Genomic DNA, 20,701 nt, shown 5'->3' with positions numbered 1-20,701 from the left:
TTTAACGGTCAGTCCGCAGCGTCACGACCGCCGAAAATCCGCCGCCTTCGCGTCGCGAAAGCCGAAGGCCGCCGCCATGCAGTTTCGCGATCCTGTCGACGATTGCGAGGCCGAGTCCCGTGCCGCCCGGCTGCGCATGTTCCGATCTTCCACGCCGAAAGGGTGCCTTGAGTGCGTCCAGATCGTCGCCGCCCGCGCTTTCCGTTCCGCGATCGGCCACCTCCACATGCACGAAGCCTGCGCCGTCGTCCCACGTCCGCACGGCAAGCCCGACGCGTCCGTACAGCACGGCGTTCTGCATCAGATTCATCAAAATGCGCAGGATGCTGATCGGGCGATACGCGAATGGCGGCAAGTTGCCGAGCGAGACGTCGAACACATGGCCGAGCCCGGCGAAATCGGCGACGAGACTCTCGACCAGCGCGTTCAGGTCGGCCATTTCCGGCACCTCGCGCGTGCCCGCGCCCGCGTAGTCCATGAACTGCTGGAGGATGGCGTCGATCTGGTCGAGGTAATGATCCGTCGATGCCGCGAGCGCCGTGTTTTCCGCCGATGCGCTCGTCATCGCGACCGCGAGACGCAACTTCGTCAGCGGCGTGCGGATGTCGTGCGAGATGCCCGCGAGCATCAGCGAGCGCGTGGCATCGGCGTCGCGCAGCGCCGACAGCATGTCGTTGAACGCGACGCTGACTTGCGCGATCTCCGTCGGGCCGTCCACGCGCAGCGCCTCGGGCGCGTCGCCGGTGCCGAGGCCGCGCGCGGCATCGGCGAGATCGCGCAGCGGCTGGTTGATGTGCCGCTGGATCACATACGCCGCCGCGATGGCGAGCACGCCGAGCGCGAGCGACAGCAGCAACGCCGACGCCATGCCCTGATTATTGGCGGCGTCCGGCACCGGCAGCGCGATCCAGTAGGGCTTGGGGCCGAGATGCGCGCGAATCCACAGCCGCTGTTCGTTCGCAACCGACGATTCCCAACGCACGAGTAACTCGGCGGGCAGCGAGCGCCGCAACGCATCGACGAATACATCGCGCTGATAGGTCCGGTAGAAGTTGCGAAGGCCGGGCGCGGGCGGCGCGGCGTCCGCGCCCGGCGGCAAATCGCGGCTCGCGAGCAGCGGCGCGCCGACGCGCTCGCGCGCCTCGGGCGGCAGCGCGCTCAGAAGCGTATCGAGCGTTTTCACGTAGAGCGCGAAGGTTTCCGCCGCACGCTCGATGCGCGGCCGCTGCACGAAGTGGAGCAGCACGGCGAGCGATCCGGCCTGACCGATCACCGCCAGCACGACAAGCAGCGCGACATTGCGCGCGAAGAGGGAACGCGGCCACGCAAGACGGCCGGCGCGGCTCATGCGTCCGCTTCCGCGACCAGCATGTAGCCCATGCCCCAGACCGTCTTGATGAAACGCGGCTTCGACGGATCGGCTTCGACGATCTGCCGCAGCCGCAGGATCTGCACGTCGATACTCCGGTCCAGCGCGTCGTGATCGCGTCCGCGCGAGCGCGCAATGAGGTTGTCGCGGCTGACCGGCCGGTTCGGCGTCGCGCCGAGCGCGTTGAGCAGCAGCATCTGCGTGGAGTGCATGTCGACCGGTTCGCCCGCGCGGAAAAGCTGTTGGCGCGCGATGTCGAGGCTGTAGTCGCCGAAGCGCAAAGTCTGCGAAGTGGCGACAGGCGCGCCCGACGCCATCTTCTGGCGACGCAGCAGCGCACGCACGCGCGCCACGAGTTCGTTCGGCAGGAAAGGTTTGGCGAGGTAGTCGTCCGCGCCCGTTTCCAGGCCGATCACCTTGTCTACAGGATCGCCTTTGGCCGTGAGGATCAGGATCGGCAAGGTCTGGCCTTCGGCTCTGAGACGCCGGCAGACCGACAGGCCGTCCTCGGGTTCCATCATCAGGTCGAGCACGAGCAGGTCATACGGTTCGCGGTGCAGATAGCGGTCGAGTTGCTTGCTATCGGCGACAACACGTACCTCGAAACCGTGTCCGGTCAGAAACCGCTGCAGCATGTTGCGCAGTTCGGCTTCGTCGTCGAGGACGATGATCTTCGGCAGACGCTCCATCTCCGGTCTCCTTCGAAAAGTGGCGCGCCGCCGCGTTTGGCGGGCCGTTGCCGCAACACGTAGCACGATGGCACGAACTGTTCGTGATCGCTAGTCAGGACGCGCTTTTTGTCGTCGCCGACCAGCGCGCCTGCATCGCCTGCACGGTTTGTCCCCAGAGGAATTCGGCGGCGGGCGAGAGACGCCGCCCGACGCGCCGGACGACCTGGCTGCTGAACTCGCGGGCGATCGGGTGATCGAGTTCCAGCGCGACCAGTTTGCCCGCGTCGAGATATTGCCGCGCCGCGTCCGTCGACATGAACGCGACGCCGAGACCGGCGGCGGCGATGGCCTGCGCCGCCGAAAACAGGTCGCAGCGATACGCGGGCGTCACATTCAGGCGCTCGGCGCGGATGATGGAATCCACATACTGTTGCACGCCGAATCGCGCGGGCATGAAGATCAGCCGATGCTCGCCCAGTTGTTCGAAGCGCACGCGCCGCTCGCCGGCGAGCGCGTGACGCGGACTCACGAGCGCGCAAAACGGCGCGGCGCGGAAGGTCCGCGCGCGCACGGCCGGGTCGCTGCCGCCGCCCGCGCACAAGCCGAGATCGACGTCGTCGTTGCGCACCATCGCGACGATTTCCGCCGTCGCGCCGCTGCGCAGTTCCACCACGATGTCAGGAAACTGAAGGCTGAATTTTTCGAGCACGGTCGCGAGCAGATTCTCGACGAAACCCTCGCCCACGCCAATTCCCAGCCGTCCCCGGCGCAATCCCCGGTAGTCCTCCAGTTGCGCGAGCATTTCGGCGTCGCGCCGATGGCTCTCGCGGAAATGCTCGACCAGACTCAGGCCGATCTCGGTCAGGCTGACACGGCGGCCGTGCCTTTCCAGCAGCGCGACGCCGTGCAGGCGTTCGAGTTGCGCAACCTGACGGCTGATGACGGACGCGTTGATCGAGAGTGCGTCGGCGGCGGCGCGCACGCCGCCGCGCGCGTCGATTTCGTGGAGATAACGCAGGCTGCGGGCGTTCAGCGAGTGGTCGTTCGTCATGACGCAAATGTTGACATTTAAGTCAACATTATCGGTGAAGGAACGTCATTGATAGACGGATTTTGCGGTTAAATACTGAGCTCTTTCCTCGAAACGCACGCGCTCAACGACCATGCCCACTACCCAGGCCTTTTGCAGTCTCGACGACACCCGGGATCTCCGCGACGAACTGAGCGGCATCCGCCATCATCTTCACCAGCATCCGGAACTGGCTTATCAGGAGTTCAAGACCTCCGATTTCGTCGCGAATAGTCTGAAAAGCTGGGGCTTCGATGTGACGCGCGGACTCGGCGGCACGGGCATGGTGGCGACGCTGAAAGCAGGCACGGGAACCCGCGCCGTGGCGGTCCGCGCGGACATGGATGCGTTGCCGATCACCGAGGAAACCGGCTTGCCTTACGCCAGCGCCGAGTCCGGATTGATGCACGCCTGCGGGCACGACGGCCACACGACCATGGCGCTCGGCGCCGCCCGGCATCTCGCGCGCACGCGGCGCTTCGACGGCACGGTGCACCTCGTGTTCCAGCCCGCCGAGGAAATCGGCGCGGATAGCGGCGCGAAACGGATGATCGAAGATGGCTTGTTCGAGCGTTTTCCGTGCGATGCGATTTTCGGTCTTCACAACCATCCCGGCTATCCGGCGGGCACGTTCATGTTCCGCAGCGGCCCGTTCATGGCGGCGTGCGATACGGTCTATCTGACGATCCACGGACGCGGCGGCCATGCGGCGCGCCCGCATCTCGCGATTGATCCGGTCGTGATCGGCGCGGGACTCGTGACGGCGCTCCAGACCGTCGTGGCGCGCAGTGTCGACCCGATGCAGACCGCCGTGGTCACAGTCGGCGCGTTCAACGCGGGTCACGCGGCGAACGTGATTCCCGAGAGCGCGCGCCTTCAGATCAGCGTGCGCTCGTTCGACGCCGGCGTCCGCACGCTGCTGGAAACACGCATCCGCGCGTTGGCGAACGCGCACGCCGACGCACACGGCGCGACGGTCGAGATCGACTACGTGCCGGGTTATCCGGTCGTGGTCAATAGCGAAGCCGAGACGCAATTCGCGTTGCAGGTGGCGCGCGAACTCGTGGGCGACGAGCGGGTAGTCGACCAGTTCGGCCCGATCGCGGGCAGCGAGGACTTTGCCTATTACCTGCAGGAAAAGCCGGGTTGTTTCCTGCGCCTCGGAAATGGCGAAGGTGCGCCGATGCTGCACAACGCGTCCTACGATTTCAACGACGACAACCTGACGGTCGGCGCGGCGTACTGGACGCGGCTGGTCGAGCGGTTTCTCGCGGCGTGAGCGTCGGAACCGCATCGCACAATCAAGCGTCACCCAGTACGTTTCAAGCACAGAAGGGATCAACATGTCCGTCAAGCCTGTCGCTTCACCCGTCGCTGCGCCGCGGCACATGACCGCGTCCGTCTCGCAAACAAGGATCGTGATTGCCGCCGTGATCGGCAATCTGCTCGAATTCTTCGATTTCACCGTCTATAGTTTTTTCGCGCTGACCATCGCGAAGCTGTTCTTTCCGTCGCACGATCCGGTCGTCTCCACGCTGCTGGCGTTGTCCGCGTTCGCGATCGGCTTTGTCGCGCGGCCGGTCGGCGGTTTCGTGCTCGGCCATTACGCCGACAAGCACGGACGCCGCGCCGCGCTCACGCTCACCATCTTCCTGATGGCGGTGGGATCGGCGCTGATCGGCTGCGCGCCGGTCTACGCGACCATCGGTCTGGCCGCGCCCGCGCTCATCATTTTTGCCCGGTTGTTGCAGGGCTTCGCGCAGGGCGGTGAGTTTGGCGCGGCCACCGCGACCTTGCTCGAAACCGGCACGGCCAAAGGCCGCGGCTTTCGCGCAAGCTGGCAACTGGCGAGCCAGGGCGCGGCCGCGCTGCTCGGATCGGGACTCGCCGCCTTGCTGAGTTTCCTGCTGACGAGCGAGCAACTTCTGGACTGGGGATGGCGCGTACCGTTTCTGGCCGGCACGCTCATCATGCCGGTTGGCGTCTATCTGCGGCGGCATATCGTCGAGGAACCGTCGGCCGCCAAGGCCCCGCGTTCGCGTCTCGAACCGGCGCTCGTGCGCAAGTGGTTCCTCACCGTGTTCGCGATCATGGGCATGACGGTCGCGACCTACGTGCTGATGTACTACATCCCGACCTATTCGATCCAGTATCTGAAACTGCCGGCCAAGCTCTCGATGCTCGTGTCGATCGGCGCGGCGCTCGTCTCGCTGACCTTGTGCCCGGTGTGGGGCGCGCTCTCCGACAAGATGCAGCGCCGCAAGCCGCTGACGGTGATCGGGCGCGTCGTGCTGATCGCGTTGCTATATCCGGCGTTCTGGCTGATGAACCAGTTTCCGACGCTGCCGGTGGTGATCAGCCTGATCGTCCTCTTGATGATTTTCTACACGATGGGCTCGGCTCCGGCCTACGCGCTGATGCCAGAGAATTTTCCGAAGCACGTGCGCGCCGGTTATCTCGCGAGCGCCTACGCGGTGGCGGTGTCGGTATTCGGCGGCACCGCGCAACTCGTGGTGGCGTGGCTGATCAAGGTGACGGGCAACACGATGGCGCCGTCGTGGTACATGATCGCGTGCGTGATCATTTCCCTGATCGCAGTCTCGAAACTCGACGAAACCGGCGGGCGCGAACTGGAGTAACGCGTTTGCTCGCTGTTCATCAAGGCCCGCTATAAGCGGGCCTTTCGCGTTTACATCGCGAGCCGTTCCATTTCGCCGAACAACGCTCGCTTCACGGCGCTGTCGAGCCCCGTCCACGCAAGCCCGATCCCGGCGCGCAGATCGGGCAACTCCAGCGGCCGCGCGACCACGTTCGGCGGCAACGCGCGCGCGGCTTCAGCGGCGATCAAGCCGATGCCGAGACCGGCGGCGACGAGCGCGAGCATCGTCGTGAATTCGCCCAGTTCGCCGGCGATGTCGAGCGTCAGTCCCTGACGGCTCAGCGCAAGCAGCATTTCATCGTGGAAGCCGGGCGCGTAGCGGCGCGCCAGCACGAACGCCGGATGCCCGCGCAGATCGGCCGGACGGATCGCGTCCAGCCGCGTGAGCGGATGCGCGTCCGGCAACGCGACGACAAACGGTTCGTCGAACACGAGGCGCGTCTCAAGCCCCGCGTTGACCACCGGCATGCGCACCAGCCCGAAATCGAGCTTGTCGTCGTGGAGCGCGGCGATCTGATCCGGCGTCGGCATGTCCTTCAACTCCAGCACGATGCGCGGATACCGCTCGTGCATCCCGCGAATCAGCGCGGGCAGCAGCTTCGGCAACACGGACGAAACGAACGCGATCCGCAGCGTCCCGATTTCCCCGCGCGCGGACAGCCGCGCGGTTTCTTCGGCGCGCGTGGCCTGATGGAGCGTCGCGCGGGCTTCGGGCAGAAAGAGGCGGCCGGTTTCGCTCAACGCCACCTTATGCCGGTCGCGTTCGAACAAACGCACGCCCAGTTCGTCTTCGAGCCCTTTGATCTGCATACTGAGCGCAGGCTGCACGATGCACAGGCGCTGCGCGGCGCGCCCGAAGTGCAGTTCGTCGGCGAGCGCGACGAACGCGCGCAGATGCTTGAGTTCCATGGCGAGGCGGTTAGCGGTTATCACGAGCCATGATAACAAGGTCACGAAACAACATTGGCGCGATTGTCCCGGGTGCGTTGAAGTACGGAAAACGCCCGCGTCTGGACACTGCGCGGGCACGCATAAAGGAGACAGGCGTGATTGAGTCGCAGACATTGTTCAGTCTTGCAGGACGCCGGGCGCTGATCACCGGCTCGGCACGCGGGATCGGCTTGACGCTGGCGCGCGGGCTGGCGAAGGCGGGCGCGAGTATCGTGATCAACGCTCGCAGCGAGGCGCAAGCCGAAGCGGCTGCGAGGAATCTGCGCGACGAGGGTTTTAGCGCTGACATCGCCGTGTTCGACGTGGCCGACCGCGCAGCGGCGCGCGCCGCGATCGACGAGGCCGAGGCGAATATCGGCGCGATCGATATTCTGATCAATAACGCGGGCATCCAGCGCCGCGCGCCGCTCGAAGATTTCCCCGCCGACGACTGGTCGGAACTCATGCGCGTCAATCTCGACGGCGTGTTTCACGTCTCGCAGGCGCTCGCGCGTCACATGATCGCGCGCGGGCGCGGCAAGATCATCAATATCTGCTCGGTGCAAAGCGAACTGGCGCGCCCGAGCATCGCGCCCTACGCGGCGTCGAAGGGCGCGGTGCGGATGCTGACCAAGGGCATGTGCGCCGAATGGGCGCGCCACGGCATCCAGGCAAATGGACTTGCACCCGGCTATTTCGCGACCGAGTTGAACCGCGCGCTCGTCGACGATGCCGCCTTTTCCGACTGGCTCTGCAAGCGCACGCCAGCGGGCCGCTGGGGCAAGGTCGAGGAATTGTGCGGTGCGGCGGTGTTTCTTGCGTCCGGCGCGTCGGACTTCGTGAACGGGCAGACTTTGTTCGTCGATGGCGGACTGACCAGCGTGGTCTGACGCCGTCAAAAACTAAAACTGGAGACATCGACATGCATTCGTTCGTTCATCGCACGCGCCGTTTGGGCGCGCTCTTGGGTTTCACGCTCACGCTCGCGTCGGTGGCGGGCGGCGCGCAGGCGGCCGACTGGATCGTTTCGGGCAACGACGGTAAATATCAGCGCGTGGAAGGCCGCGACACGTATCCCGCCGATCCGCATCCGGACACGCTGACGCTGCTCGATGCAAGCCATTTCCCGCCCGAAGTGAAGCTGCAAGTGGAGGTGGAGAACGGCATTCAAGGGCCGCCGCAAGCCGTCGCCGTGACGCCCGACGCGAGCGTGGCGCTCGTCGCCGCGCCTACGCGCTACGACCTCGCCGCCAAGCAGTTGCTGCTCGATACGTTCCTGCAGGTCGTGGATCTGAAGGCCGCGCCCGGAACCGCGCCGACACGGCTGGAACTGGGTTGTCATCCGCAAGGCATCGCCATCGACCGGCCCGGCCGCCTTGCGCTCGTGACGTGCGTGGACGGCACCGTGACGCCGGTGGATATCGACGGGAATCGCGTGACGCTCGGCGACAAGCTGAAGATCGCGCAGAAGCGCCTCTCCGGCGTGAGCTTCACGCACGACGGCAAACATGCGCTGGTCGGTTTGCGCGACGAGCAGGGCGTCGCCGTGCTGGACATAACCGACGGCCACTTGACCGACAGCGGCGTGCGTCTTTCGAGCGGCGTCGCGCCGTACACCATCGATGTGTCGAGCGACGGCAAATGGGCCGTGGTGAGCGACGTGGGATTAGCGGGCCTCGCGGGTTACACGGGCAAGCTCGCGGGCGACGCCGACGCCATTACGCTGATCGACGTTTCGCACGAACCGTTCCGCGCCGTTCAGCATGTGAGCGTGCCGTCGCTGCCGGAAGGCGTGGCGATCTCGCCCGATGGCAAATGGATCGGCGTGCAGTCGATGGACGGCTCCAATCTCACGCCCGACAACCCCGGCCGGCGCGCGCGCGGCAAGATCGTGCTGTTCGCGATCCGCAATGGACAAGCCGTGAAGGCCGCCGAAGTCGCGGGTGGCGAAGCGTCGCAAGGCATCGTGTTTGCGGCGGACAGCCGCTATCTGATCGTCCAGTTCAACGTGGAAAAGCAACTCGCGTTCTACGCCGTGGACGGCGGTCATTTGCGCGATACGGGCCGCCGGATCGCGCTCACCGGCGCACCTTCGTCGCTGCGCACGACGCCGCGCTAGGCGCTTCACCGAGGATCTTACCGAAATGCCACATTCGATTCCCACGCTCTGCGGCTCGCTCGCGGGCCAGCCGTTCACCTTCAACGTGCGCGTGCATAACGCGGCGTACCGGACGCTCGGCGTCGACTATACGTTCGTGAGCTTCGGTGTCGAGGACGCCGCGGGCGGCGTCAAGGCGATGCGCACGCTCGGCATTCGCGGCCTGAACGTGACGATGCCGCACAAGCAGGCGGTCATCGCGCATCTCGATGCACTCGACGAAACCGCGCGCGAGATCGGCGCGGTGAACACGATCGATAACCGCGATGGCGTTTTGACCGGCTACAACACCGACTGCATCGGCGCGGTGCGTGCGCTGGAAGAAGCGACGCCGCTCGACGGCCTGCGCATCGCGTTGCTCGGCGCGGGCGGCGCGGCACGGGCGATCGCGTGGGGCACGCGCCGCGCGGGCGCGAAAATCACCGTGTTCAATCGCACGGCGGCGCGCGGCGACGCGCTCGCGCAGGGCTTCGGTCTCGCGTTCGGCGGCACGCCAGCGGAGTTCGATCCCGCCGCCTACGACTGCGTGGTGAACGCGACGGCGGCGGGTTTTCGCGCGCCCGATGCGAGCCCGTTGCGCCCGGACCAACTGGCGGCGCATCTGGTCGTGATGGACGCAGCGTTTATCCCGGTACGCACGAAGCTGATCCGCGATGCCGCCGAACTGGGCTGCCGCACAGTCGATGGAACGCGCATGTTGCTGCATCAGTTCTGCGGTCAAGTGGAGTTGTACACCGGCAAGCCCGCGCCGCTCGACGCGATGAGCGCGGCGCTGCTCGACGAGATCGCGCGCGTCGGATAGCTGACTCACACGAAGCTCAGGCAAAGCGATTCCCGCGATCAGACGGGAACGCGCCTCGGCTCTTTGCTGTGCAAACCAATCGGGGTTTCAGGAGACACCATGAAACACGTTTATCAGGCCGGTCAGCCCGGCAATATCGACGCGATCGCGGCAGACAAGCCAGCGGACGGCGCGGTAACGACCGCCGATCTCTATCGCGCGGCGTGGGCGGCGTCGCTCGGCAGCGCGCTCGAATACTACGATTTCGCGCTGTACAACCTCGCGTCGGCGCTGATTTTCGGGCCGTTGTTCTTCCCTTCCGCCGATCCGAGCATCGGACTTATCGCGAGCTTCGGCGCGTACTTCGTCGGCTTCGCGATCCGGCCTGTCGGCGGGATCGTGTTCGGTGTGCTTGGCGACCGCTACGGACGCAAGTTCGTGCTGATGGCGACCATTCTGCTGATGGGCATTGCAAGCACGCTGATCGGCGCGCTGCCGACCTATGCGACAGCCGGTGTCTGGGCGCCGATCCTGCTGGTCGGCTGCCGTCTGCTGCAAGGCTTCGGCGCGGGTGCGGAACAGGCCGGCGCGGCGGTGTTGATGGCCGAATACGCGCCCGCGAAACGGCGCGGCTATTTCGCCGCGCTGCCGTTCATGGGCGTGCTGCTCGGCACGGTGATGGCGGCGGCGATCTACTTTGCGCTCGTGCGCATGGAGGACACGTCGCCGAGCTGGCTGTGGCGCGTGCCGTTCCTGTTGAGCGTCGTGATTATCGCGGTGGCGATGTGGATCCGGCTCAAGCTGAAAGAGTCGCCGTCGTTCACGAAGCTCGAAGCACGCGATCAGGTCAAGAAGAATCCGCTCGCATCGCTGGTCGCCCATTCGCGGCCGACCTTGCTGAAGGTGATCGGATTGCGGATGGCGGAGAACGGCGGATCGTCGATCTATCAGTCGCTCGCGATCAGCTACATGGCGACCGCGACGGGTCTCAAGGGATCCATCGGCCCGATGGCGCTGTTGCTCGCGGGCGCATCCGGCGCGCTGGTGATTCCGGTGACCGGCCTTCTCAGCGACCGGCTCGGGCGGATTCCGGTGTATCGCGGCTTCGCGATCTATCAGTTGGTGATGGCGTATCCGGTCTGGTGGGTGCTGAGCCACGGCAACGCGACCGCGAGCATCGCCGCGCTCTGCGTCGCGCTGGTCGGCGTGTGGGGCATGTTCGCGACGCAGGGCGCGCTGCTGCCCGAACTTTTCGGCGCGCAGCATCGCTATGCCGGGGTCGCGACGGGGCGGGAGGTATCGGCGGTGATCGCGGGCGGCGTGGCGCCGCTGATCGGCGCGTCGATCATTGCGTGGACCACGAGCCACTGGGGCGGCAAGGAAGGCACGATCCTCTCGTGGATTCCGCTCGCTTCGTATGTCGTGGTGCTGAGTTTGATCGGCGTGGTGACGACGTATTACACGCCCGAGACGCGCGGCCGCGATCTGGACGATCTGCGCGATGCGGCCGATGCGGCCGTCGTCGCCGACGCGCGCGCCTAACTCTTCGGCTTGCGCATCGAGAAGGTGCGCAACTCGGCGTCCTTTCCGCTGCGCCAATCGCGCAGCGTGTCGGGCGCGACCGAGTTGCGGATATAGCGATGCCACACGAACGTGAGGTCGAACAGCAAAATGGCGAGCCACCACAGATAGACGAACATCCCGCCCGCGAGGACCAGCGGCCAGAGCGCGTCGTGCTGCGCGCCCTCGTTCTGGCGCAACGCAAACGCATACCCGATCGCCACGACGACGAAGATCGAACCCAGACCGATCATCAGCCAGCGGCCCCATTTCGGCTCGCGCGGGGCAAGCCAGCCCGACATCGCGATAATGGCTGCCGCCGCGATGCAGATAAATTCGCTCGGCGTCGGATGAGGCGAGCCAGCCGCCGTCGCGCGAGAAAGCGGGCCGGCCAGGAACTCGGCGGCGCCGTCGGGCAGCAATTCGACCGTGATAAACGCGCCCGCGATGAAGATCACGAGCGCAAGGACGGTCCAGCCCGGACGGCGTCGGTTGGCAAGGCGCGGCAAGCGTCCGCATACCGTCGCGCTGGCAAGCAGGGTCGCGAGCGCGACGACGCAGAGCGTGGTTTGCGTAATCGGTCCGCCTTGCTCCTTGAAGAACGTGATGATGCCCTTGAACATCGCGTACACGGCGGCGAGATGCAACGCGAAACACAAGAGGTACGGGATCGCGAGACTCGCGACACTGGCGATCAGTTTTGTCTTCGGCGGCCTGATTTTTTTCTCTGCGTAAGCCGGCCGGTCCGCGAACACGACGTTGCTGACGAAGTGCTCGAAGACTTGCCGGTCGTTCCAGTAACCGATATGCGCCGCGCCCGGCAGGATATATCGGCTGAATCCGTAATCGTGCTGCATTTCGAAGTCGAAAGCCGTGCACTCGTGGTCGCTGAGATACTGGCGCGCGGTGTCGAGCTGAAAGCCGATCGGGTCGCCGAAGTCGTAATAGTTGCGCCACTGGATTCGCGACGGCAATACGCGGTTCTTGCCGTTTGTCGACGCGGTCGTGACCGAGCCGTCAGGCTGCAATTGCGTTTTCAGCGTGCCTTTGGCCGGCCAGAGCGCCGACCAGAGCAGCAAATGTTTGTCGATGGGAGAGCCGAACGTCATGAATCCCCTGACGTTCTTGATCCAGTCGTAGTTCGCCGTGCGGCCGTGCTCGACGGCAACCGTGGTGTCCACCGGAGCGCCGAGCGCCTGCAGCATCGCGACAAAACTGACCACCGTCCCTTCGCTGTGCGCGACGATGTAGATTTCTGCATCGTCGGTGCCGGCCTGTTTCAGTATTTGCGTCATCGCGTCGTGAAAGCGATTCACGATCGTCTTGCGATAGCCCTGAAATTCAGCCACCAGTTGCACGTCGCCGACATAGTCGGTCAGGATCGGCGCCAGGTCGAACTTGAAGAGGCCCGCCTTACCGACGATCCACAAGAGGTTCTGCATGACGGCCACCGCTTCGACGATCTCCTCCACCACGCCCGCCGTGAGATTGAAATCCACATCGTCGAGTTGCCGCGGCTCTGATTTCACCGTGCTGTTGTAAAGCGCCTGCGCATGACCGACGATCGTTTTGCCCCACGCCTTGCTTTCCTCCAGCGTGTCGCCTTGCGTGACCACGCCCCTCGGCACGTCTGCCCAGTAGACCTCGGCGAAGCCGATTCCCTTCAGCGGATGGTCCTTTTCGACCGCGAGTTCGCGGAAGCTGACTTCGCCCACCTCACCGATATTGAAAAACCCCAGCGGCATGATCGGCAGCGGCGGGTCGGACAAGCTGCCCAGACGACGCACGACGGAACGGATGGTGGCGCTGCGCTGCTGATTGCCGACACCATGAATCGCAACGATGATCTTTTTCTTCGGCGCGGCGGCCGGGGAATCTGTCGTGACCATGACCTCGGGCCTCGTCGGCTGCGTGCTTGGGTCGGATGTGAGAGCGAGCGTCCGCGCTCGCTTGATGGTTAATCAAAGGCGAGAAAAGCGCGGATGTAAAGGCGATAATTCGCGCAACGCAAGACGGACCCGGCGCGCGGACAATGCCGTCGCGCCGGGCGCGCGCCTTAACTGCCGAGCTTGTTCGGATCGCGCCACGCGCGCTCGAACGGCAGACGCCATGCACGCGGCGCGACCAGTTGATGAATCGCGTTCGGCCCCCACGAACCGGGCGCGTAAAAGCGAACCGGCGGCGGCGATTCGATCAGCGCGGTGGACACCTGCCACAGCCGCTCGATCCCTTCCGCCGTGGTGAAGAGCGTGCGGTCGCCGCGCATCGCGTCGAGAATCAAACGCTCGTAGGCTTCGAGCACATCGCCGATCAACCCAGTGTCCCGCATCGCGAACTGCAGGCTGAGTTTGTCGAGCCGCATGCCGGGACCGGGACGCTTGCCATAGAACGAGAGCGACATCTTCGATGCATCCGCGAGATCGAAGGTCAAGTGGTCCGGGCCTTGCGATCCCACGCCGGAACCCGCCGGAAACATGCTCTTCGGCGGTTCGCGAAAGGCGATCGAGATGATCCGCTGTCCTTCGGCGAGGCGCTTGCCGGTGCGCAGATAGAACGGCACGCCCGCCCATCGCCAGTTGTCGATCGAGCATTTCAGCGCGATGAACGTCTCGGTTTCCGATTCGGGGCTGACGCCTTCCTCGGCGCGATAGCCGGTGTATTGGCCGCGCACCACGTCGGTCGGCTGGATCGGCACCATGCTGCGAAAAACCTTGTTCTTTTCCTCGCTGATGGGCGAAGGTTCGAGCGACGTCGGCGGCTCCATCGCCATGAACGCCAGAATCTGGAACAGGTGCGTGACCACCATGTCGCGGAACGCGCCGGTCTGCTCGTAGAAACCCGCGCGCTTGCCGAGCCCTAGCGTTTCCGGCACGTCGATCTGCACGTGATCGATAAAGTTGCGGTTCCAGATGGGCTCGAACAAGCCGTTGGCGAAACGGAACGCCAGAATGTTCTGCGCCGGTTCCTTGCCGAGAAAATGGTCGATACGGAAAATCTGCTCTTCGTCGAACACCTCGTGGAGCTTCGCGTTCAGCGACACCGACGAAGCAAGGTTCGTCCCGAACGGCTTTTCCATGATGATGCGCGAACGCTCGACCAGTCCCGCTTCCCTCAGCATCTGGACAGCCGACAGCGCGGCGCTCGGCGGCACGCTCAAGTAATGCAGACGCCGGCACTCGCTGCCGAAGGTCGCCTCGGCATTCTCGACGGCCGCTCTCAGCGCGCCCGCGCCAGCGGCGAGCGACAGGTAATCGAGGTGGGACGCGAAGTCATCCCATTCTTTTTCCGTGATCTTGCGCGAGGAAAACTCGTCGAGCGCTTCGCGCGCGGAACGCCGGAACGTGTCGAGGTCGATGTCGTCGAGTGCGACCGCGATGATCCGGCAGCCCGGAATGAAGCCCGCGTTCGACAGATGAAAAAGACCCGGCAGGAGTTTTCGCCGGGCGAGGTCGCCGGTGGCGCCGAACAGGACAACGACTTGCGGGAACTGCGGACCGACTCCGGGAGCTATCTTTGCCATCGCGACCGTCCTTCCTGAGTTGAATGCCTGCGTTGCAGATGTCCGCCGAAACGACGCTAGCGCCTGACGAACCTGAGCGTCATCCGGTCGGATTCGCCGATCGCCGCGTAGCGCGCGCGGTCGGTATCGCCGCCCTTGTAGGTCGGCGGAAGCGACCACACGCCATGGGGATAATTCTTCGTGTCGAGCGGGTTCGCGTTGACTTCGCTCGTCGCGGCGAGTGCGAAGCCGGCTTGTTGCGCGTGCTCGATCACGAATGCCTCGGTCACGTAACCCGTGTCGATCATCTGCTGAAGAGAGGTGCCGGGCGCCGCGCGATGTTCTTCGACGCCGAGCGAGCCGCCCGGTTTCAGCGCGGCGTAGAAGGCGCGCAAGTTGGCGTCGAGCTGGCCGTCCTTGATCCAGTTGTGGATATTGCGAAACGTGAGGATGCGGTCGAACCGCCCTTGCGAGTCGAATCCCTCGAAGCGTCCGTCGCGCAAGGTGCCGATCGCGACCGGTCCGTAGACATCCGGTGCGCCTGCGAGCTTGGCGCGGTAGGCGGTATCGGTCGGGGCGTCTTCGGCGGCCAGGTCGGCCAGTGGGCTTGCGTACTGCGCCTCGGCAAGATGGCCGCGCTCACGCAGATACGGCGCGAGAATATCGGTGTACCAGCCGCCGCCGGGCGCGATTTCCAGCACCGTTTGAGTCGGGCGGATGTCGAGGAACTGTAGGGTTTCGAGCGGATGGCGATAAACATCGCGCGCCCGCGCTTTCTCGCTGCGCTGCGTTCCGGCGATAGCGGACGTTAGCGCGGCGGTGTCCGCGGCGGACGGCGGCGTCGGCTGCGGCGCGGTCATGCAGCCCGCGAGCGCAATTGCGAGAATGCCCGCGACGCGGATCGCAAGCTTCGGCCGCTTGCGTAGCGGTCGCGGGCAATCGGGAAAACGGTCGATCAAGAGAGCCTCCGGGCCGCCGGGCGGAAATTGGCGCACGAGCATGATAACCGGCTAAATGCCGTGGAAATTTTTCCGCGTGACCGGAAAATTTCCGGCCGGTGTCGATTCCGGCGGGCGGAGTTCGTCGTATCGGCAGGGCGGCCACGTCGCGCGGCCCGCAGTCGGTCAGCCAATGGAGAACGTTCATGGACTATGTCGAGGGTTTTGTCGTCGCGGTGCGCACGGAGGATCGGGAAAGCTATGTGCGCCATGCCGGGGCGGCGGCGGTGGTATTCAAGGAGCACGGCGCGTCGAGGGTGGTCGAGTGCTGGGGCGACGATGTGCCCGAAGGAAAGTTGACTTCGTTTCCGATGGCCGTGAAGCGCAAGGACGACGAAACCGTGGTGTTTTCATGGGTCGTCTGGCCGTCGCGGCAAGCGCGCGACGAGGGGATGAAAGCGGTCATGGAAGACCCGAGGTTGCAGCCGGAAACGAATCCGATGCCTTTCGACGGCACGCGGCTGATCTACGGCGGATTCGAGGTGATCGTGGATGCCTGAAGGCACACATGCGGCTCACATGCGGGCTCACTTGCGGGCTCACTTGGAGGCTCACATGAGGGCTCGCGTCGCAAAAGCAGGGCATGATGGCGCCTGTGCGCCCGCGCGTGCTCGCTTGGGCCATTGCGCGGCGCCTTGAACCTCACCGGATCCCTTATGAAAGCTCATTCCGACGAACTCGGCGTGTTCGTCGCCGTCGTCGAATCGGGTTCGATCACCGCTGCCTCGCAGCAACTTGATCTCGCGCCCTCGGCGGTGAGCCGAACCTTGTCGCGGCTCGAAGAAAAACTCGGCGCGACGCTCATCAACCGCACCACGCGGCGGATGAACCTGACCGAGGAAGGCAGCTTTTTCTTCGAGCAGGCGAAGGACATCCTGCAACGGATGGAAGCGCTTGAAGAGCGCCTCGTGTCGCGCCAGCAACGGCCCGCGGGACGGTTGCGCATCAATGCCGCGACGCCGTTCATGCTGCATGCGATCGTGCCGCATATCGACGCCTTCCGGGCGCAGTTTCCCGAAATCGAACTGCAACTGAACACGAACGAACTGAACATCGATCTGCTCGCCGAGAGCACGGATATCGCCATTCGGATCGGCCCGCTCAGCGACTCGACGCTGCACGCGCGCTCGCTCGGGGCGAGCGCGCTCAACGTGCTGGCAAGTCCCGGCTATCTCGCGAAGCACGGCGCGCCGGAAACGGTCGACGCGCTCGCATCGCATACGCTGCTCGGCTTTACCGAGCCGGAAGCGCTGAATGCGTGGCCGTTGCGCCACGACGGCGGCGAGTCATGGCCGATCCGGCCCGACCTCGCCGCGTCGAGCGGAGAGACGATCCGGCAATTGGCGCTCGCGGATCAGGGCATCGCGTGCCTCGCGGGGTTCATGACGGCGGGGGATATCGAAAGCGGGCGGCTTGTGCCGGTTCTGACGGCGCGGCTCGTCCCGCATTTGCAGCCGATCCGCGCCGTCTATTACCGCAACAGCACGCTCGCATCCCGAATCCAGTGCTTTCTTGACTTCATGGAAGCGCGCCTGAAATGACGCAACCGGGCGTCGCGACACGAAAAAGCCCGCCGACGTGCAGGATTACGCCGCCAAAATGGCGCACTTTGCGCCGGCTTGCACGAAAAAGCCCCTACACTAAGGCGATCCAGGGCGCTGGTTTGGCATCGAAATTGCGTGCTGCCGGTGTTTGATCGTTGAAAAGGGGGAGCAATCGTGGCAAATGAAAAGATGCTGGTGCAGATGTCGGAAGGACAAGGATTTATTGCGGCGCTCGACCAGAGCGGTGGCTCGACGCCCGGCGCCCTGAAGCAGTACGGCATTCCGGAAAGTGCCTACGACGGCGACGCCGCGATGTTCCGTCTGATGCACGAAATGCGCGTGCGGATCATTTCCGCGCCCGCGTTCAACGGCGAGAAGATCATCGGTGCAATTCTGTTCGAGGCCACGATGGACGGGCAGGCGCAAGGCAAGCCGGTGCCGGCTTTCCTTTGGGAAGACCGTGGCGTGGTGCCGTTCCTGAAGGTCGATAAAGGGCTTGAAACCGAGGCCGACGGCGTGCAACTCATGAAGCCGATTCCCGGCCTCGACGCGTTGCTATCGCGCGCGGTGACGCTCGGCATCTTCGGGACGAAGATGCGTTCGGTGATCAAACTGGCGTCGAAGGAAGGCATTGCGGCGGTCGCCAAGCAGCAGTTCGAACTGGGCGCGCAGATCGTGGCGGCCGGACTGGTGCCGATTCTCGAACCCGAAGTATCGATCAAGAGCCCGGATAAGGCTGGAGCGGAAGCCATCCTGCGCGACGAACTGCTCAAGGGTTTGGACGCGCTCCCGGAAAGCAGCCGCGTGATGCTCAAGCTGACCATTCCCGATGTCGCCGATTTTTATCGTCCGCTGATCGAGCATCCGCGCGTGGTCCGCGTGGTCGCGCTGTCGGGCGGTTATACGCGGGCCGACGCGTGCGAGCGTCTCTCGCACAATCACGGCATGATCGCGAGCTTCTCGCGCGCGCTGATCAACGAGCTGAAAGAGCCGATGAGCGACAGCGAATTCGACAAAACGCTGGCAACGTCGATCGACGAAATCTATCAGGCGTCGGTGGATAAAGTCTGAAGTTTCTAACCGACGCGCGCCCGCTGCCAGGCGAGGATCGCGTCGGCGGTCCATTGAGGATCGTCGTGCGGAAGATCGTGGCCCGCCCACGGATGGGTCGCGTGCGCTGCCTGCCAGCGCGCGGCGACGCGGGTGGAACAGCGCGGGTCCACGAGCGCATCGGCCTGTGACGAAAGCAGCAGCGCCGGACAGCGCGGCGGCGCGGCATCGGCGGTGAAGCGCGCCGCCGCCCACAACTGACGCAGCGCATTGCGCGCGCTCACAGGCGCGCCCGCGCGTATCGCGCGCCACTGAATGAGATCGTCCGACAGCGTATCGACGCGATTGCAGGTCAGTTCGTGGATCAACCCTTCGCATCGCATCCGCTCGGTCCACGAAGCGGCCACGCGTGCGAGATTCGGCCACGCCGACGGCCGCAGCCGCTCGGTCACGGCGCAAAACGGACGCATGCTGGTGTTGATGAGCACGAGCGCGTCGATCTCTTCAGGATGGCGCTGCGCCCAATCGGTCGCGACCATGCCGCCGAGCGACATCGCGAGCAGCCGGTACGGCGGTTGCAGATTCAGCCCGAGCGCCTTGTCACGCAACCACGCCGTCATTTCCCGGACGTTTTCCGGACTCCGCACGTTCGCTTCGCAGCCGTTGCCGGGCAGGTCGATGCAAACGACGCCGGTCGCGTCGTAGTCCGAGAACGTCGCGCGGAATCGCTCCGGGAATTCGCCCCAGTGACGTTGTTCCCGCGTGAGGCCGCGCAAAAGGATCCAGTGGCTCATCGCGACGGCTGGCGATGCCAGTGTTCCATGGCGCGCAGGTGGATCGCGCCGCGCTGGTCGCCTTGCGGCAGCCAGCGCGGCGAGGCGAACGCGGCGCGGGTCAAGAAATCGAGGAAATGGGTATGGCGACGCAGCACGCGTTCGACGCGATGCGCTTTCACTGGATTGAACATGCCGAGCCGCGAAAACAGTTGGCTCGGGTTCTTCCGGATCCAGCGCCATGAGCCGAGTTCAAGCGTCATCGGCAGGAAGATGTTGGGTGCGCGGGCTTGATCGTAGGCACAGTCCCAAAGATCGCCGTGCAGCAGATACTGGTGGCTTTGCGGCTCGAACGCATAGCCGTGATGCGGATGCGACTGCTCGAACATCGTCTTGAGCTGGAACATTTCCGGAAGATGCGGCATCGGCTCGCGACTCTTCGCGTAGGGAAACCAGATGCTGTCGTCCCAGCCATAGCCCGAATGACAGTCGAGCGCGAGACTGAGCGGCCGCGTCAGCAGTTCGTCTTTCACCACTTGCAGAAGGGCGGCGCTTTCCGCTTCGAGCGGCCCGCGTCCCGAGCCGCGATACCACGGCAGCCACGGGCCGACACGCTGGCCGCCCGCGAGAAAGGGCACGCGGCCGGTCGCGCTTTGCGGCGCGTTGCGCATCAGGTCGACGCCGTTCGGGTTCGAACGCGTCTTCGCCCACATGCCGCCCGGATTGACGATCGGCATGAATACGAGGCGCACCGAACGCAGTTGCTCGTCGAGCAGTTCGTCCCATTCGAGACGCGAGAGGAGCGAGCGCATGTAATCGAGGATCAACTGCGTGCCGATCCTCTCAAGCCCATGCACGCCGCCGAAGAAGCCGATGGTGGGCGCTTGCGGATCGGTCGAGCCGATCGAGGCGGTGATCACCGGAAAGGTCGCGGCTCCAGCGCGGACTTCGCAGACCGTTCGCGTGCGGAAATGCCGCGCGCCCGCGTTGAGGATGGCGTCGAGTTGATCGAGTTCGGCAAAGCGCGTCGATGTCTCGCGAGAGGCAATCCTTATCGTACTCATGGAACGCGCCCCTCGTTTGCGTTTGGCGTATCGGTTGGCTAACTGGCGTTGCCGCCTCGCGGCATCGCGTTACCCTTTCACCGGCCGGCCGGTCTTGACCGCTTCGAGCCCGCCGACCACGCCGAGCAGATTCTTGACCGTCGCGTTTTCGAGCATCACGAGACCCGCGCGCAGCAGCTCGCTCTTCTTGATATGCACGCCATTGGCGAGACATTTCTGCTTGAGCGTGGCGATGCGCGCGTAGTCGGACTTCGGCATCGTGAAGCTGTCGCGGACCACTTTTTCCTTCTTCGCGCGCGTGCTTTTATCGGCGGACGGACGGGCGCTCTTGGCTGCTTTGGCCGGCGCGGCGCTGGCCGCCAGGTCTTCCACCACCGTCTTTTTGGTGCGCGCAGGACGCGGTGCATCGACCGGTTTCGGATCGAGCGCTGCACCGACGGCGACGCTCGCCTTCGTTTTTCGTGCGGGAACGGCAGATTCCGCGTTTGCGGCGTCCGTGGTTTTAGGCGCTTGGGGAATCGGCGCGGCTTTCCTGGCGGCGGTGGCGGCGGATTTTGCCTGAGCTTTGGTCGTCAT

General features: G+C 64.8%; 19 protein-coding genes. 9 read left to right on the top strand and 10 right to left on the bottom strand.

The genetic code is table 11. From position 1 onward, the window contains the following. Position 1 precedes the first annotated feature (1 nt). The 3 genes from AC3D25_RS21660 to AC3D25_RS21650 form a co-directional block, all read right to left on the bottom strand. A complete protein-coding gene (locus tag AC3D25_RS21660; RefSeq protein ID WP_488890528.1) occupies positions 2-1,348 on the bottom strand; it encodes an ATP-binding protein in 1,347 nt (448 codons plus the stop codon). After that, on the bottom strand, positions 1,345-2,058 hold the full coding sequence (locus tag AC3D25_RS21655; protein WP_488890527.1) for a response regulator: 714 nt from the start codon (positions 2,056-2,058) through the stop codon (positions 1,345-1,347). Before AC3D25_RS21655 ends, AC3D25_RS21660 begins: the two co-directional genes overlap by 4 nt. Positions 2,059-2,152: 94 nt before the next feature. Continuing rightward, on the bottom strand, positions 2,153-3,091 hold the full coding sequence (locus AC3D25_RS21650; protein ID WP_488890526.1) for a LysR family transcriptional regulator: 939 nt from the start codon (positions 3,089-3,091) through the stop codon (positions 2,153-2,155). A gap of 112 nt (positions 3,092-3,203) precedes the next feature. On the opposite strand from AC3D25_RS21650, the gene AC3D25_RS21645 reads away from it, so the two are divergent. Both AC3D25_RS21645 and AC3D25_RS21640 read left to right on the top strand, forming a co-directional pair. Next, positions 3,204-4,388: a M20 aminoacylase family protein gene (locus AC3D25_RS21645; protein WP_488890525.1), complete on the top strand. Its 1,185-nt coding sequence runs from the start codon at positions 3,204-3,206 to the stop codon at positions 4,386-4,388. A gap of 64 nt (positions 4,389-4,452) precedes the next feature. Beyond that, positions 4,453-5,748 (top strand): MFS transporter, encoded by a 1,296-nt coding sequence (locus AC3D25_RS21640; protein WP_488890524.1) that lies wholly within the window; start codon positions 4,453-4,455, stop codon positions 5,746-5,748. Between the two features lie 50 nt (positions 5,749-5,798). Here the strand turns inward: AC3D25_RS21640 and AC3D25_RS21635 are convergent, their stop codons facing one another. Next, a complete protein-coding gene (locus tag AC3D25_RS21635; RefSeq protein ID WP_488890523.1) occupies positions 5,799-6,677 on the bottom strand; it encodes a LysR family transcriptional regulator in 879 nt (292 codons plus the stop codon). A 137-nt stretch (positions 6,678-6,814) separates the two neighbouring features. Here AC3D25_RS21635 and AC3D25_RS21630 point away from each other — a divergent pair, with 137 nt between their 5' ends. The 4 genes from AC3D25_RS21630 (at position 6,815) to AC3D25_RS21615 (ending at position 11,179) form a co-directional block, all read left to right on the top strand. Continuing rightward, positions 6,815-7,588, top strand: a complete 774-nt coding sequence (locus tag AC3D25_RS21630) for an SDR family NAD(P)-dependent oxidoreductase (RefSeq protein WP_488890522.1) — start codon at positions 6,815-6,817, stop codon at positions 7,586-7,588. A 32-nt stretch (positions 7,589-7,620) separates the two neighbouring features. Next, complete coding sequence (locus AC3D25_RS21625) at positions 7,621-8,817, top strand: YncE family protein (RefSeq protein WP_488890521.1); 1,197 nt, start codon at positions 7,621-7,623, stop codon at positions 8,815-8,817. A gap of 25 nt (positions 8,818-8,842) precedes the next feature. Next, entirely contained in the window at positions 8,843-9,658 is an 816-nt protein-coding gene (locus tag AC3D25_RS21620; RefSeq protein WP_488890520.1) for a shikimate dehydrogenase family protein, read from the top strand. A 99-nt stretch (positions 9,659-9,757) separates the two neighbouring features. Further along, on the top strand, positions 9,758-11,179 hold the full coding sequence (locus AC3D25_RS21615; RefSeq protein WP_488890519.1) for an MFS transporter: 1,422 nt from the start codon (positions 9,758-9,760) through the stop codon (positions 11,177-11,179). On the opposite strand, the gene AC3D25_RS21610 is transcribed toward AC3D25_RS21615, so the two are convergent. The 3 genes from AC3D25_RS21610 to AC3D25_RS21600 all read right to left on the bottom strand — a co-directional run bounded on the left by AC3D25_RS21610 (position 11,176) and on the right by AC3D25_RS21600 (position 15,556). Then, positions 11,176-13,086, bottom strand: coding sequence for an MFS transporter (locus AC3D25_RS21610; protein ID WP_488890518.1), 1,911 nt, complete (start codon positions 13,084-13,086; stop codon positions 11,176-11,178). The genes AC3D25_RS21615 and AC3D25_RS21610 overlap by 4 nt on opposite strands. Positions 13,087-13,253: 167 nt before the next feature. Beyond that, complete coding sequence (gene zwf / locus AC3D25_RS21605; RefSeq protein ID WP_488890517.1) at positions 13,254-14,717, bottom strand: glucose-6-phosphate dehydrogenase; 1,464 nt, start codon at positions 14,715-14,717, stop codon at positions 13,254-13,256. 56 nt (positions 14,718-14,773) lie between these two features. Continuing rightward, complete coding sequence (locus AC3D25_RS21600) at positions 14,774-15,556, bottom strand: class I SAM-dependent methyltransferase (protein ID WP_488891051.1); 783 nt, start codon at positions 15,554-15,556, stop codon at positions 14,774-14,776. Positions 15,557-15,840: 284 nt separating this feature from the next. Here AC3D25_RS21600 and AC3D25_RS21595 point away from each other — a divergent pair, with 284 nt between their 5' ends. From AC3D25_RS21595 to AC3D25_RS21585, 3 genes are all read left to right on the top strand, one after another. Next, complete coding sequence (locus AC3D25_RS21595; protein ID WP_488890516.1) at positions 15,841-16,194, top strand: DUF1428 domain-containing protein; 354 nt, start codon at positions 15,841-15,843, stop codon at positions 16,192-16,194. A 156-nt stretch (positions 16,195-16,350) separates the two neighbouring features. Continuing rightward, the gene (locus AC3D25_RS21590) at positions 16,351-17,235 is read left to right on the top strand and encodes a LysR substrate-binding domain-containing protein (RefSeq protein WP_488890515.1); all 885 of its coding nucleotides are present in this window, start codon (positions 16,351-16,353) and stop codon (positions 17,233-17,235) included. Positions 17,236-17,412: 177 nt separating this feature from the next. Then, positions 17,413-18,309 carry a fructose bisphosphate aldolase gene (locus AC3D25_RS21585; RefSeq protein WP_488890514.1) on the top strand — a complete coding sequence of 299 codons (897 nt, stop codon included), beginning with the start codon at positions 17,413-17,415 and terminating at the stop codon, positions 18,307-18,309. Positions 18,310-18,314: 5 nt separating this feature from the next. Here the strand turns inward: AC3D25_RS21585 and AC3D25_RS21580 are convergent, their stop codons facing one another. The 3 genes from AC3D25_RS21580 to AC3D25_RS21570 all read right to left on the bottom strand — a co-directional run. Continuing rightward, positions 18,315-19,082 carry an alpha/beta fold hydrolase gene (locus tag AC3D25_RS21580; RefSeq protein WP_488890513.1) on the bottom strand — a complete coding sequence of 256 codons (768 nt, stop codon included), beginning with the start codon at positions 19,080-19,082 and terminating at the stop codon, positions 18,315-18,317. Further along, on the bottom strand, positions 19,079-20,125 hold the full coding sequence (locus AC3D25_RS21575; protein ID WP_488890512.1) for a M14 family zinc carboxypeptidase: 1,047 nt from the start codon (positions 20,123-20,125) through the stop codon (positions 19,079-19,081). Before AC3D25_RS21575 ends, AC3D25_RS21580 begins: the two co-directional genes overlap by 4 nt. Positions 20,126-20,194: 69 nt before the next feature. Next, positions 20,195-20,701 (bottom strand): hypothetical protein (locus tag AC3D25_RS21570; RefSeq protein ID WP_488890511.1); only part of this gene is annotated, 507 nt, incomplete at its 5' end.

It is taken from the genome of Caballeronia sp. SL1002, from assembly GCF_057814995.1.
The sequence above is the reverse complement of the archived record's forward strand: the minus strand, read 5'-3'. Positions and strand labels throughout refer to the sequence as shown.